Consider the following 13,432-nt stretch of genomic DNA (forward strand, 5'->3'; position numbering starts at 1 on the left):
CCAGCGAAGGCATGCAGGTGCAGTTCCGCGAGATCGACCAGGTCGCCACCGCGTCCAACGAAATGAGCGCCACCGCCCACGACGTCGCCAACAGCGCATCGAACGCCGCCAATGCCGCGAAAGGTGCCGATCAGTCGGCCAAGGACGGCATGTCGATCATCGAGCGCAGCACCCGTGACATCAATCAACTGGCCGATGAAGTCAGCAAAGCAGTGACCGAGGTTGAAGCACTGGCAGTCAACAGCGAGCAGATCGGCTCGGTACTGGAGGTGATCCGCAGCATCGCCGAACAAACCAACCTGCTCGCCCTCAACGCCGCCATAGAAGCGGCCCGCGCCGGTGAGAGTGGCCGTGGTTTTGCCGTAGTCGCCGATGAAGTACGCAACCTCGCCAAGCGCACGCAGGATTCGGTGGAAGAAATTCGCATAGTCATCGAAAAGATTCAGACCGGCACCCGTGGCGTGGTCGCGACCATGCATTCGAGCCAGACCCAGGCGCACAACAACGCCGGGCAGATTCGTCAGGCGGTGGATGCGCTGGGCAAGATCAGCGATGCGGTGACGGTGATCAGCGACATGAACCTGCAGATTGCCAGCGCGGCCGAACAGCAGAGTGCGGTGGCTGAAGAAGTGAATCGCAATGTCTCGGCCATCCGCACCGTGACCGAAACATTGACTGAACAAGCCACTGAGTCAGCAGCAATCAGCAGCCAGCTCAATGCCTTGGCCAGTCAGCAGATGAAATTGATGGATCAGTTCCGCGTCTAGCAAACCTGCAAAAATCCCTGTGGGAGCGAGCCTGCTCGCGAAAGCGGTGGGTCAGTCGACATCATCATTGAATGAACCAACGCTTTCGCGAGCAGGCTCGCTCCCACAGGGGTAAGTGTTCACCTGCCGGTGATTTCATCTGACTCGGGATTCTTTTGCACTATCATCGCCCTCTCGCTCCGGAGGGCCTTCGATGACTGATTTACTCACGTCCATTCAAGCCGCACTCGGCTTGCCGCATACGCCGATCCCGTTCACCGACCGAGGCGCCCTGCCCTCGGCGTTCGCCGTCACCGAGCTTGCCTGCGCCAGCATGGCCGCGGCCGGTCAGGCCGTTAGCCAATTGATCGAACAGCAGACCGGTCACTTGCCCGACGTTGCAGTCGACCGACGTCTGGCCTCGCTCTGGTTCTCGACCTCGATCCGCCCCCTCGGCTGGCAAGTGCCGCCACTGTGGGACCCGATCGCAGGCGACTACGCCACCCAAGACGGCTGGATCCGCCTGCACACCAACGCCCCGCATCACCGTGCTGCCGCTGAACGCGTGCTCGGTGCCTGCGCCGACCGTGCCGCGATGGCGGCGAAAGTGGCGCAATGGACGAGTACGGATCTGGAGCAAGCGGTGGTCGACGCCAAGGGCTGCGCCGCTGAAATGCGCAGTTGGGCGCAGTGGCAAAAACATCCGCAGGGGTTGGCGGTAAATGCCGAGCCACTGGTGCATTTCATCGATTCGCCGGATGAACATACCCCAGCGTGGCAAGGCTCGGTGGCGCAACCGTTGGCCGGGCTCAAGGTGCTGGACCTGACGCGCGTGCTCGCCGGCCCCACCGCCAGCCGTTTTCTCGCCGGGCTTGGCGCCGATGTATTACGCATCGACTCACCGACCTGGAACGAGCCCGGTGTCGTCCCGGAAATGACCCTCGGCAAACGCTGCGCGCGGTTGAATCTGCATGACTCAGCAGATCGTGCGGTATTCGAAAGTCTGTTGAAGGACGCCGATATTCTGCTGCACGGGTACCGCGCCGACGCACTGGAAAATCTCGGCTTCGGCGTTGAGCGCCGTCGCCAGCTCGCGTCGGGCCTGATTGATGTCGGTCTCAACGCTTATGGCTGGAGCGGCCCGTGGCAGAACCGCCGCGGCTTCGACAGTCTGGTGCAGATGAGCAGCGGCATCGCCGAGGCCGGGCAGCAATGGATGCAGGCCAACAAACCGACGCCGTTGCCGGTGCAGGCGCTGGATCATGCGACGGGGTATTTGATGGCGGCGAGTGCGCTCCGACTGTTGACCGAGCGTTTGAACACGCGTCGCGGTGGCTCGACGCGGTTGTCGCTGGCGCGCACGGCGAAACTGTTGATCGAGCATGGGTCTGGGATAACTGAAGCGCTGCGCGCCGAGGATGAACAGGATCAAGGTTTGCTGGTGGAGCAGACCCCGTGGGGACCGGCGCATCGCTTGCAGGTGCCGGTGAAGATCAGCGGCACACCGATTCAGTGGGCGTTGCCGGCCACAGAACTGGGTTCACATCACCCTCAGTGGAATTAAAAGCCCCTCACCCTAACCCTCTCCCAGAGGGAGAGGGGACTGATTGGGGGATATTCGAGAGATTCACCGACTTGAACAAATATCGGTGAATCCATAATCGACTCGGTCTTTCAGGTCGATGTACAACGCAAGACACCTCGGTCGGCCCCTCTCTCAGAGAGAGAGGGGCCGATTCGGGGATACTGAAGAGACTCACCGACTTGAACAAATATCGGTGAATCCATAATCGACTCGGTCTTTCAGGTCGATGTAAAACGCAAGACACCTCGATCGGCCCCCTCTCCCTCGGGGAGAGGGCTGGGGTGAGGGCTGCAATTTCAGGCCAAGCGATGATGTATCAATCTGCCCGGCTCAAAGATGTCCACAAAAGCTGCGCCGCATACCCTCGATAAGGCCGCCAGGCCTCAGCCCGCAAAGACAATTCCCAAGCGTTTGGCCGCTGCCCTTCCAGCACCTCCAACGCCCGCAACAACCCGACATCCCCGGTCGGGAACCCGTCCAGGTCGCGCAACTGTCGCAACGCAATGTACTGCGCCGTCCACTCGCCAATCCCGTGCAACGCCAACAACCGCGCCACGCCGCCCTCGCGATTCGGTTCAAACAAAGAAGGCTCACCCAGCAACGCCTGCGCCACACCCGACAGCGTCCGCCCGCGACTCTTCGGCATACCCAGCGCCGCCAGATCTGCGCCTGCCAATACCCGCGTTTCGGGAAACACATGCGTCAATCCAGGCACTGTCGAAGCCAACGGCGCGCCATATTGCGCGACCAGTTTCCCCGCCAGACGAATCGCCGCCACCACCGTAATCTGCTGCCCGAGCACCGCGCGAAAGGCCAACTCCAACCCATCCCACGCACCGGGAATCCGCAACCCCGTGCGCTCGGCAATCAATCGCGCCAGCAACGGATCATTTGCCAGATGTCCGTGCATCACCGCCAGATCCGCGTCCAGATCAAACATCCGCCGCAACCTGACAACGATCTCGGGCACCGCCGCCATGTCAGGAAAACTCAACTCAACCTGCAGCGCATCTACCGTTTCCTGCCAAATCGAGACTGTCCCGTGGACACCGTTCAATCCAATGCTGCGCGAATACACACCTTCAACGACGGTCTCCATCCCTGACACCGCCCGCGCCGCCAGAAACGCCAACATCGCCGCCCAGTCATAGGGCGGCCGATACTCAAGCAGCAACCTCACAACGACAGCACCCCGCTGTACAACCCATACGCCGCCAGCCCCGCACCGATGACCACGCAGGTAAAAATGCCCTTCTCGACATGGGTGAACAACGGCTCGCCCGCCTCATGTTTGGCCTTGGCAAACAAAATCACCCCTGGCGCATACAACAGCGCTGACAACAGCAAATACTTCACTCCGCCGGCATACAACAACCACACCGCGTAACCGAGGGCAATGCCGCCGATCAGCAGATCCTTGGTGCGCTCAGCCGAGGCATGTTCGTAGGTTTCGCCGCGCCCGCTGAGCAACACCGCGTACGCCGCCGACCACAGGTACGGCACCAGAATCATCGACGAAGCCAGATAAATCAGACTGGTGTAAGTCCCGGCCGAAAACAGCGTGATCAACAGGAAAATCTGGATCATCGCGTTGGTCAGCCACAGCGCGTTGACCGGCACATGGTTCTTGTTTTCCTTTTTCAGGAACGCCGGCATGGTCTTGTCCTTGGCCGTGGCGAAGAGAATCTCCGCGCAGAGCAATGCCCACGACAACAACGCACCGAGCAGGGAAATCGCCAGACCGATGCTGATCAACAGCGCGCCCCACGGCCCGACGATGTGTTCGAGTACCGCCGCCAGCGACGGATTCTGCAGATTCGCCAGCTCCGGCTGGCTCATGATCCCCAGCGACAGCACGTTGACCAGCACCAGCAGCGCCAGCACACCGATAAAACCGATGACCGTGGCGCGGCCGACATCGCTGCGTTTTTCCGCCCGCGCCGAGTACACACTGGCGCCTTCGATGCCGATGAACACGAACACGGTGACCAGCATCATGTTGCGCACCTGATCCATCACCCCGCCGAAATTCGGGTTGCTGGTGCCCCAGATGTCGCGGGTAAAAATGTCAGCCTTGAAGGCGACGGCAGCGATGACGATGAACATGATCAGCGGTACGACTTTGGCCACCGTGGTCAGTTGATTGATCAGCGCCGCTTCCTTGATCCCGCGCATCACCAGAAAATGCACGGCCCACAGCAGCACCGAGGCGCAGCCGATGGCGATTGGCGTATTGCCCTGGCCAAACACCGGAAAAAAGTAACCGAGGGTGCTGAACAGCAAGACGAAATAACCGACGTTGCCCAGCCACGCACTGATCCAGTAACCCCACGCCGACGAGAAGCCCATGTAGTCGCCAAACCCGGCCTTGGCGTAGGCATACACGCCGGAATCCAGTTCGGGTTTGCGATTGGCCAGGGTCTGAAAGACGAACGCCAGAGTCAGCATGCCGATCGCGGTAATCCCCCAACCGATCAGGATCGCCCCGGCATCGGCGCGTGCCGCCATGTTCTGCGGCAGCGAGAAAATCCCCCCGCCAATCATCGAACCCACCACCAGGGCGATCAACGCGCCTAATCGCAGCTTTTGCGTCGGTTGCGACATTTCAGTTTCCCTTTGAAGTGTGGTGAGCGTGCATTTGTAACAACTATTAACTAAACCGATAAAGGTAGATGACGTTTATCAGGTAACGCCAATTGACGCCTGTTTATATATAGCGGATGACGCTAACGCCTAGCACGTTAAGACAGTTTTGTGCGCTGATCCTGATAAATCAATTCTGTACTGAAAACAGAGGCTGAAAATTTGCCAAAAGCTGAAAAAGAACTAGCGTCATAATTCGAAAGTAATAATAGCCATTCCCAACAATGTAGCCACAACGCCTCTAGGACGGGCCTTGCGGGCAGGATATTTATGCCTTCAGTCGAAGCCTAAGTCATTCATTAACAATGGAATGTGACCATGCACTGATCTAAGTCAGCTGTTTGAACAGACAACAGAACTACGCTGTGATCTCTTCTCTCCTGCAATGGAGTCATGCAATGTCTGAAGCTCCCGGAAAACTACGACTAGGTGCACTGGTTGCATTGGTAGTCGGCTCGATGATCGGTGGCGGGATATTTTCTTTGCCACAAAACATGGCGGCCAGCGCCGATGTCGGTGCCGTACTGATCGGCTGGGCCATCACCGCTGTCGGCATGCTCACCCTCGCTTTTGTCTTTCAAACCCTCGCCAATCGCAAGCCTGACCTGGACGGCGGCGTCTACGCCTACGCCAAGGCCGGATTCGGCGATTACATGGGTTTCTCATCTGCCTGGGGTTACTGGATCAGCGCCTGGCTGGGTAACGTCGGTTACTTCGTTCTGCTGTTCAGCACTCTCGGCTATTTCTTTCCGATTTTCGGTGAGGGCAACACCGTTGCTGCGGTGATTGGCGCCTCGGTGCTGCTGTGGGCCGTGCACTTTCTGGTGCTGCGCGGGATCAAGGAAGCGGCGTTCATCAACCTGGTGACCACGGTCGCCAAAGTCGTACCACTGCTGCTGTTCGTGTTGATCGCCGTGTTCGCCTTCAAACTGGACATCTTCACCGCCGACATCTGGGGCATCAAGAATCCGGATCTGGGCAGTGTGATGAACCAGGTGCGCAACATGATGCTGGTCACCGTGTGGGTGTTCATCGGTATCGAGGGTGCAAGCATCTTCTCCGCCCGCGCCGAAAAACGCTCGGACGTCGGTAAGGCCACCGTGATCGGCTTCATCACCGTGCTGCTGTTTCTGGTGCTGGTCAACGTGCTGTCGCTGGGCATCATGACTCAGCCGGAACTGGCGAAACTGCAGAACCCGTCGATGGCCGCCGTGCTTGAGCACGTGGTCGGTCACTGGGGCGCGGTGCTGATCAGCGTCGGTCTGATTATTTCCCTGCTGGGGGCGCTGCTGTCGTGGGTGCTGCTGTGTGCGGAGATCATGTTCGCCGCCGCCAAAGACCACACCATGCCGGAGTTCCTGCGCAAGGAAAACGCCAACCACGTCCCGGTCAACGCCCTGTGGCTGACCAACGCGATGGTGCAGATTTTCCTGATCATCACGCTGTTCTCGGCCAGTACTTACCTGTCGCTGATCTACCTCGCCACTTCGATGATTCTGGTGCCGTACCTGTGGTCAGCGGCCTATGCCCTGCTGCTGGCGGTGCGCGGGGAAAGCTACGAAGGCTTCGCGGCCGAGCGGCGCAAGGATCTGTTTATCGGCGGCATCGCGCTGATCTACGCGGTGTGGCTGCTGTATGCCGGCGGGGTCAAGTATCTGCTGCTCTCGGCCCTGCTCTACGCACCTGGCGCGATCCTGTTCGCCAAAGCCAAGCTGGAACTCAAACAACCGATTTTCACTAACGTCGAGAAGCTGATTTTCGCCGCAGTGGTCGTGGGTGCCCTGGTGGCTGCCTACGGTCTCTACGACGGCTTCCTGACTCTGTAATCCCTGATTGATTTGTTATCTGGAGGATCTGAAATGACCACGGAAAAAGTTAAGTACGGCGTCCATTCCGAAGCCGGCAAACTGCGCAAAGTCATGGTGTGCTCCCCAGGTCTGGCCCATCAGCGGCTGACCCCGAACAACTGCGATGAACTGCTGTTCGATGACGTGCTCTGGGTGGCTCAGGCCAAGCGCGACCACTTCGACTTCGTCACCAAAATGCGCGAGCGCGGCATCGACGTGCTGGAAATGCACAACCTGCTGACCGATATCGTCGCCATCCCGGAAGCGCTGGACTGGATTCTCGAGCGCAAGGTCACCGCCGATTCGGTGGGCCTGGGCCTGATCAATGAAGTGAAGTCCTGGCTGAAAAGCCTCGAGCCGCGACACATCGCCGAATTCCTGATTGGCGGCGTCTCCGCTGATGATCTGCCGGACAGCTTCGGTGGCAAGACCATCCAGATGTTCCGCGACTTCCTCGGCCATTCCAGCTTCATTCTGCCGCCGCTGCCGAACACTCAGTTCACCCGCGACACCACCTGCTGGATCTACGGCGGCGTGACACTGAACCCGATGTACTGGCCAGCGCGTCGTCAGGAAACCCTGCTGACCACCGCCATCTACAAATTCCACCCGCAGTTCACCAACGCCGAGTTCGAAATCTGGTACGGCGACCCGGACAAGGATCACGGCAGCTCCACCCTTGAGGGCGGCGACGTCATGCCGATCGGCAACGGCGTGGTGTTGATCGGTATGGGCGAACGCTCGTCCCGTCAGGCCATCGGCCAACTGGCGCTGAACCTGTTCAAGAACAAAGCCGTGGAAAAAGTCATCGTTGCCGGCTTGCCGAAGTCCCGCGCCGCGATGCACCTGGATACCGTGTTCAGCTTCTGCGACCGCGACCTGGTGACGATTTTCCCGGAAGTGGTGAACCAGATCGTCGCGTTCACCCTGCGTCCTGACGAAAGCAAACAGGGCGGCATCGACATCCGCCGCGAAGAAGGCACCTTCCTCGATACCGTTGCCAAAGCCCTCAACCTGCCGAAGCTGCGCGTGGTGGAAACCGGCGGCAACAGCTTCGCCGCCGAACGCGAGCAATGGGACGACGGCAACAACGTGGTGGCCGTGGAGCCGGGCGTGGTCATCGGCTACGACCGCAACACCTACACCAACACCCTGCTGCGCAAGGCCGGCGTGGAAGTCATCACCATCAGCGCCGGTGAACTGGGCCGAGGCCGTGGCGGTGGCCACTGCATGACCTGCCCGATCATCCGCGACCCGATCGATTACTAAACCTCTGAGCCCTGGCCGACACTTACAACGTGCGGCCAGGGGGATAACCGACACCGAAGGAGATCCATCATGGCTTTTAACATTCACAACCGTAACCTGCTCAGCCTGGAACACCACACCCCACGTGAGCTGCGTTACCTGCTCGACCTGTCCCGCGACCTCAAACGCGCGAAGTACACCGGCACCGAGCAGCAACACCTGAAGGGCAACAACATCGCCCTGATCTTCGAAAAAACCTCGACCCGCACCCGTTGCGCGTTCGAAGTGGCGGCCTATGACCAAGGTGCCAACGTCACCTACATCGACCCGAACTCCTCGCAGATCGGCCACAAGGAAAGCATGAAGGACACTGCCCGCGTGCTGGGGCGCATGTACGACGCTATCGAGTACCGTGGCTTCAAACAAGAAATCGTCGAAGAGCTGGCCAAGTTCGCCGGCGTACCAGTGTTCAACGGTCTGACCGATGAATATCACCCGACGCAAATGATCGCCGACGTGCTGACCATGCGTGAACACGCCGACAAGCCGATCCATGAGATCAGCTACGCCTACCTCGGCGATGCGCGCAACAACATGGGCAACTCGCTGCTGCTGGTCGGCGCCAAACTCGGCATGGACGTGCGTATCTGTGCACCGAAAGCGCTGTGGCCACTGGATGATCTGGTCGAGCGTTGCCACAAATATGCGGAAGAAAGCGGTGCGCGCATCACCCTCACTGAAGACCCGAAAGCCGCCGTCAAAGGCGTCGACTTCATTCACACCGACGTCTGGGTATCGATGGGCGAACCGGTGGAAGCCTGGGCCGAGCGTATCCAGCAACTGCTGCCGTACCAGGTCAACGCCGAGCTGATGAAAGCCTCCGGCAACCCGCGCACCAAGTTCATGCACTGCCTGCCGGCGTTCCACAACAGCGATACCAAAGTCGGCAAGCAAATCGCCGAACAGTATCCGCACCTGAAAAACGGCATCGAAGTGACCGACGACGTGTTCGAGTCGCCTGCCTGCATCGCCTTCGAGCAAGCGGAAAACCGCATGCACACGATCAAGGCGATTCTGGTTTCGACCCTGGCTGATCTGTAACCACTGCTGATCCATGATCGTTCCCACGCTCCCGCGAGGGAATGCATCCCGTGACGCTCTGCGTCACAGCGGACGCGGAGCGTCCGTGGCGGCATTCCCACGCAGAGCGTGGGAACGATCAACATCCTCTGATTAGAAGGACATGCACCATGCGTATCGTCGTAGCTCTGGGCGGTAACGCCCTGCTCCGCCGTGGTGAACCGATGACCGCTGACAATCAGCGCGCCAACATCCGCATCGCCACCGAGCAAATCGCCAAGATCCATCCCGGCAATCAACTGGTTATCGCCCACGGCAATGGCCCGCAAGTCGGCCTGCTGTCGTTGCAAGCGGCGGCCTACACCTCCGTCACCCCTTACCCGCTGGACGTGCTCGGTGCCGAAACCGAAGGCATGATCGGCTACATCATCGAACAGGAACTGGGCAACCTGCTCGACTTCGAAGTGCCGTTCGCCACCCTGCTCACTCAGGTCGAAGTCGACGCCAAAGATCCGGCCTTCCAGAACCCGACCAAACCCATCGGCCCGGTCTACGACAAGGCCGAAGCAGAAAAACTCGCCGCTGAAAAAGGCTGGGCGATTGCCCCGGATGGCGATAAATTCCGCCGCGTGGTGGCCAGCCCACGACCAAAACGCATCTTCGAAATACGCCCGATCAAGTGGCTGCTGGACAAGGGCAGCATCGTGATTTGCGCCGGTGGCGGCGGGATTCCGACCATGTACGACGAGAACCGTAATCTCAAAGGCATCGAGGCGGTGATCGACAAGGACCTGTGCTCGTCGCTGCTCGCCGAGCAACTGGAAGCCGACCTGCTGGTGATCGCCACCGACGTCAACGCGGCGTTCATCGACTACGGCAAACCAACGCAGAAAGCCATTGCCGAAGCGCACCCGGATGAACTCGAACGCCTCGGTTTCGCCGCTGGCTCCATGGGGCCGAAGGTGCAGGCAGCCTGCGAATTCGCGCGCCATACTGGCAAGGTCGCGGTGATCGGTTCGCTGGCGGATATCGAAGCGATTGTCCAGGGTACTGCCGGTACGCGTGTGACCACCGCGAAGCCGGGCATCACTTATCGATAACTAGAAACGGCGGGGGCAGGCCGAGGGTCTGCCCTTCTCCCATGCCTTGAAAGGAGAAAACCATGGCCCAATTCGAACCTGGTCATTTGCATATCGAGCGGCACGCGTTGACCGACGATGACGTCAATTACAACGTACACCTCGACTATGAAGTGTTTACCGATCCTTCGAAAGGCAAAGGAATACAGTTCACCCTGCATGGCAGCATGCAGGGCAAGGACATGAAGGAAACGTTTTTCCTGCCCAAGGAAGAGGCTTACAACTTCGCCCGTGACGTGACCCGCATCGCCGAGAAGTACGGGATTCCAAAGGCTCACAGCCAGATCGGTTCTGTGCACAAGCATTACGACCTGATGTTTGAAGACATTCGGCAGAAGTTGAATATGCAATCCGGGGATCCGGTCAATCTTGAGCATTTCGAATAACCCGCAAAAGCCCCTCACCCTAGCCCTCTCCCAAAGGGAGAGGGGACTGATTGGGGGATGCTCTAGAGTTACACCGACCTGATCCTGCATCACTGAATCCATAATCGACTCGATTTTTCAGGTCGACGTGTAGCGCCAGACACCTCGGTCAGCTCCCTCTCCCTCCGGGAGAGGGCTGGGGTGAGGGGACTGATTGAGGGATGCTCGATAGTTTTGCCGGCCCGACTCTGCTTTACCGAATCCATAATCGACTGGTTCTTTCAAGTCGATGTCAAACCTCAGACACCTCGGTCGGCCCCCTCTCACTCCGGGAGAGGGCTGGGGTGAGGGTGCTTTTGCTTTCACCTCTCTCCAAGCCCAAGGCATACTTGCCACCCTCCGCACTGCAGAACACTGAACCGCCCCATGCGTATCCACGTCAGCTTCATCGACCGCGTCGGCATCACCCAGGAAGTCCTGGCTATCCTCGGCGGGCGTAATCTCAATCTGGATGCGGTGGAGATGATCCCGCCGAACGTCTACATCGACGCGCCGACCCTCAGCCCACAAGTGCTCGAAGAGCTGAAAGATGCATTGTTTCGCGTGCTCGGCGTGGAAGCGGTGACCGTGGTCGACATCCTCCCCGGCCAGCGTCGGCACTTGCAGCTTGATGCATTGCTGGCGGCGATGACCGATCCGGTTTTGGCGCTCGACAGCGCCGGCAAAGTGCTGCTGGCCAACCCGGCACTAATAGCGATCTACGGTCGCGAACCCGCCGGTGAAAGTGTCTCTGAACTGTTCAACGATCCGGCCCTGCTCGACACCTTGCTCGAACACGGCTTCCGTTTGCCACTGCGCGAAATTACCGTCAACGGTCAGACCTTGCTGCTCGACGCCACGCCGATCACCGACGCTGGCGCGCTGTTGACCTTGTATCAACCGAACCGCATCGGCGAACAACTCTCGGCACTGCACCACGACCATGCCGAAGGTTTTGACGCGCTGCTCGGTGAGTCGCCTGCAATCCGCACCCTCAAGGCACGCGCGCAAAGAGTCGCCGCCCTCGACGCCCCCCTGCTGATCCAAGGCGAAACCGGCACCGGTAAAGAACTGGTTGCCCGTGCCTGCCACGCCATCAGCACTCGGCACAGTGCACCGTTTCTCGCTCTCAACTGCGCAGCGTTGCCAGAGAACCTCGCCGAAAGCGAATTGTTCGGCTACGCCCCCGGTGCTTTCACAGGAGCAGCGCGCGGCGGCAAACCGGGGCTGATGGAACTGGCCAACCAAGGCACAGTGTTTCTTGATGAGATCGGCGAGATGTCGCCGTATTTGCAGGCCAAGCTGCTGCGTTTCTTGAACGATGGCAGCTTCCGCCGCGTGGGCGGTGATCGTGAAGTGAAGGTCAACGTGCGCATCCTCAGCGCGACCCATCGCGATCTGGAAAAAATGGTCAGCGAAGGCTTGTTCCGCGAAGACCTGTTCTATCGCCTCAACGTGCTCAACGTCGAAGTGCCGCCGCTGCGTGAGCGCGGGCAGGACATTCTGTTGCTGGCACGCTATTTCATGCAGCAGGCTTGTGCGCAAATTCAGCGCCCGGTCTGCCGTCTCGCCCCGGGGACTTACCCGGCGCTGCTCGGCAATCGCTGGCCGGGCAACGTACGACAATTGCAGAACGTGATCTTCCGCGCGGCAGCGATTTGCGAGAGCAGCCTGGTCGATATCGGCGATCTCGACATTGCCGGTACCTCGGTGGCGCGGCAGACCGACAGCGACGTCGACAGCCTCGAACAAGCGGTCGAAGCGTTCGAGCGATCGCTGCTGGAAAAACTCTACGTCAGCTACCCCTCGACCCGCCAACTGGCCAGCCGCCTGCAAACTTCGCACACCGCCATCGCCCATCGCCTGCGCAAATACGGCATCCCCAACAAACCCTGAACCCACCACGAATCCTCCTGTGGGAAATACCCCCACTGTGGGAGCGAGCCTGCTCGCGAAAGCGGTATATCAGCAAAATCATTGGTGACTGACACTTCCTCTTCGCGAGCAGGCTCGCTCCCACAGGGGTTAGAGGGTGGATTCGAAATCCGTTCAAAAACGACCTCCACCTGTACTGAAAGCGCTACAGCGGAACGATATCGCTACACCCGCCTCCGATCACCGCTGTGCAAGGCTTTGATCCCGTTCAGCTTTTCTCCTCGCCCCAGCCTGTAGCGATTTCGCTACACGCTCCCGCTCAAACCATCTCACCAAAACATATAACTTATTGATTTATATGAATAATTCAACATTGGCCGCGTTCTTGCTAATCAACCCCTCATAAATAAGGGCCTTCGCGCCCGACTATTCCACCGCGTCCACCAGACGAGTCTGGCCCCCTGAGGAGTTTCCATGAGCGAGTTGCGTTTTACTGAAGATCACGAATGGCTGCGCACCGAAGCTGACGGCAGCGTTACTGTCGGCATCACCGCTTTCGCGCAGAACGCCTTGGGCGACGTGGTGTTCGTGCAACTGCCTGAGCTGCAGGCTTACGAAAAAGGCGCCGAAGCCGCCACCGTGGAATCGGTGAAAGCCGCCAGCGGCGTGTACATGCCCCTCGACGGCGACGTACTGGAAGTCAACCCGGCGCTGGAAGATGCCCCGGAACTGGTCAACGAAGATCCGCTGGGCGAAGGCTGGTTCTTCCGCTTCCAACCTAGCGACGCATCGGCCGTGGCCAAACTGCTCGACCAGGACGCCTACGACCGTCTGATCAAAGCCCAAGCCGAAGCCTGAGGAACAC

10 protein-coding genes and 1 pseudogene are annotated in these 13,432 nt (G+C 59.4%); 9 read left to right on the forward strand and 2 right to left on the reverse strand.

Annotated elements, in window-relative coordinates; all coding sequences use genetic code 11:
- Window positions 1–239: 239 nt before the first annotated feature.
- Window positions 240–767: pseudogene (locus CCX46_RS31240) on the forward strand (methyl-accepting chemotaxis protein); the annotation flags it as partial.
- A gap of 193 nt (window positions 768–960) precedes the next feature.
- Entirely contained in the window at window positions 961–2,310 is a 1,350-nt protein-coding gene (locus CCX46_RS23555; protein WP_127929506.1) for a CoA transferase, read from the forward strand.
- Window positions 2,311–2,647: 337 nt separating this feature from the next.
- Here CCX46_RS23555 and CCX46_RS23560 read toward each other — a convergent pair whose 3' ends face one another.
- Together CCX46_RS23560 and arcD (CCX46_RS23565) are read right to left on the reverse strand one after the other, a co-directional pair.
- Window positions 2,648–3,511 (reverse strand): DNA-3-methyladenine glycosylase family protein, encoded by an 864-nt coding sequence (locus CCX46_RS23560; protein WP_127929507.1) that lies wholly within the window; start codon window positions 3,509–3,511, stop codon window positions 2,648–2,650.
- Window positions 3,508–4,935 (reverse strand): arginine-ornithine antiporter, encoded by a 1,428-nt coding sequence (gene arcD / locus CCX46_RS23565; RefSeq protein WP_007908041.1) that lies wholly within the window; start codon window positions 4,933–4,935, stop codon window positions 3,508–3,510. The genes CCX46_RS23560 and arcD (CCX46_RS23565) overlap by 4 nt, the downstream gene beginning before the upstream one ends.
- Before the next feature lie 437 nt (window positions 4,936–5,372).
- Between arcD (CCX46_RS23565) and arcD (CCX46_RS23570) the strand changes: the two genes are divergently transcribed.
- From arcD (CCX46_RS23570) to gcvH, 7 genes are all read left to right on the forward strand, one after another.
- Entirely contained in the window at window positions 5,373–6,800 is a 1,428-nt protein-coding gene (arcD, locus tag CCX46_RS23570) for an arginine-ornithine antiporter (protein WP_127929508.1), read from the forward strand.
- Window positions 6,801–6,833: 33 nt separating this feature from the next.
- Window positions 6,834–8,090: an arginine deiminase gene (gene arcA, locus CCX46_RS23575; protein ID WP_038366599.1), complete on the forward strand. Its 1,257-nt coding sequence runs from the start codon at window positions 6,834–6,836 to the stop codon at window positions 8,088–8,090.
- 69 nt (window positions 8,091–8,159) lie between these two features.
- The gene (locus tag CCX46_RS23580; RefSeq protein ID WP_008086805.1) at window positions 8,160–9,170 is read left to right on the forward strand and encodes an ornithine carbamoyltransferase; all 1,011 of its coding nucleotides are present in this window, start codon (window positions 8,160–8,162) and stop codon (window positions 9,168–9,170) included.
- A 149-nt stretch (window positions 9,171–9,319) separates the two neighbouring features.
- Window positions 9,320–10,249 carry a carbamate kinase gene (arcC, locus tag CCX46_RS23590; RefSeq protein ID WP_034153407.1) on the forward strand — a complete coding sequence of 310 codons (930 nt, stop codon included), beginning with the start codon at window positions 9,320–9,322 and terminating at the stop codon, window positions 10,247–10,249.
- Window positions 10,250–10,311: 62 nt separating this feature from the next.
- The gene (locus tag CCX46_RS23595; protein WP_008086543.1) at window positions 10,312–10,674 is read left to right on the forward strand and encodes a DUF5064 family protein; all 363 of its coding nucleotides are present in this window, start codon (window positions 10,312–10,314) and stop codon (window positions 10,672–10,674) included.
- 405 nt (window positions 10,675–11,079) lie between these two features.
- Window positions 11,080–12,588 carry a sigma-54-dependent transcriptional regulator gene (locus CCX46_RS23600; RefSeq protein ID WP_127929510.1) on the forward strand — a complete coding sequence of 503 codons (1,509 nt, stop codon included), beginning with the start codon at window positions 11,080–11,082 and terminating at the stop codon, window positions 12,586–12,588.
- Window positions 12,589–13,041: 453 nt separating this feature from the next.
- Complete coding sequence (gene gcvH, locus CCX46_RS23605) at window positions 13,042–13,425, forward strand: glycine cleavage system protein GcvH (RefSeq protein ID WP_127929511.1); 384 nt, start codon at window positions 13,042–13,044, stop codon at window positions 13,423–13,425.
- Window positions 13,426–13,432 lie beyond the last annotated feature (7 nt).

This window comes from Pseudomonas sp. RU47 (genome assembly GCF_004011755.1).
Classification (GTDB): Bacteria; Pseudomonadota; Gammaproteobacteria; order Pseudomonadales; family Pseudomonadaceae; genus Aquipseudomonas.

Excerpts from the sequence above, each read along its gene's own strand:
- arcA (WP_038366599.1), top strand. The coding sequence starts at position 6,834 with ATGACCACGGAAAAAGTTAAGTACGGCGTCCATTCCGAAGCCGGCAAA.
- CCX46_RS23555 (WP_127929506.1), top strand. The coding sequence starts at position 961 with ATGACTGATTTACTCACGTCCATTCAAGCCGCACTCGGCTTGCCGCAT.
- CCX46_RS23600 (WP_127929510.1), top strand. The coding sequence starts at position 11,080 with ATGCGTATCCACGTCAGCTTCATCGACCGCGTCGGCATCACCCAGGAA.
- gcvH (WP_127929511.1), top strand. The coding sequence starts at position 13,042 with ATGAGCGAGTTGCGTTTTACTGAAGATCACGAATGGCTGCGCACCGAA.
- CCX46_RS23595 (WP_008086543.1), top strand. The coding sequence starts at position 10,312 with ATGGCCCAATTCGAACCTGGTCATTTGCATATCGAGCGGCACGCGTTG.
- CCX46_RS23580 (WP_008086805.1), top strand. The coding sequence starts at position 8,160 with ATGGCTTTTAACATTCACAACCGTAACCTGCTCAGCCTGGAACACCAC.
- arcC (WP_034153407.1), top strand. The coding sequence starts at position 9,320 with ATGCGTATCGTCGTAGCTCTGGGCGGTAACGCCCTGCTCCGCCGTGGT.
- arcD (WP_127929508.1), top strand. The coding sequence starts at position 5,373 with ATGTCTGAAGCTCCCGGAAAACTACGACTAGGTGCACTGGTTGCATTG.
- arcD (WP_007908041.1), bottom strand. The coding sequence starts at position 4,935 with ATGTCGCAACCGACGCAAAAGCTGCGATTAGGCGCGTTGATCGCCCTG.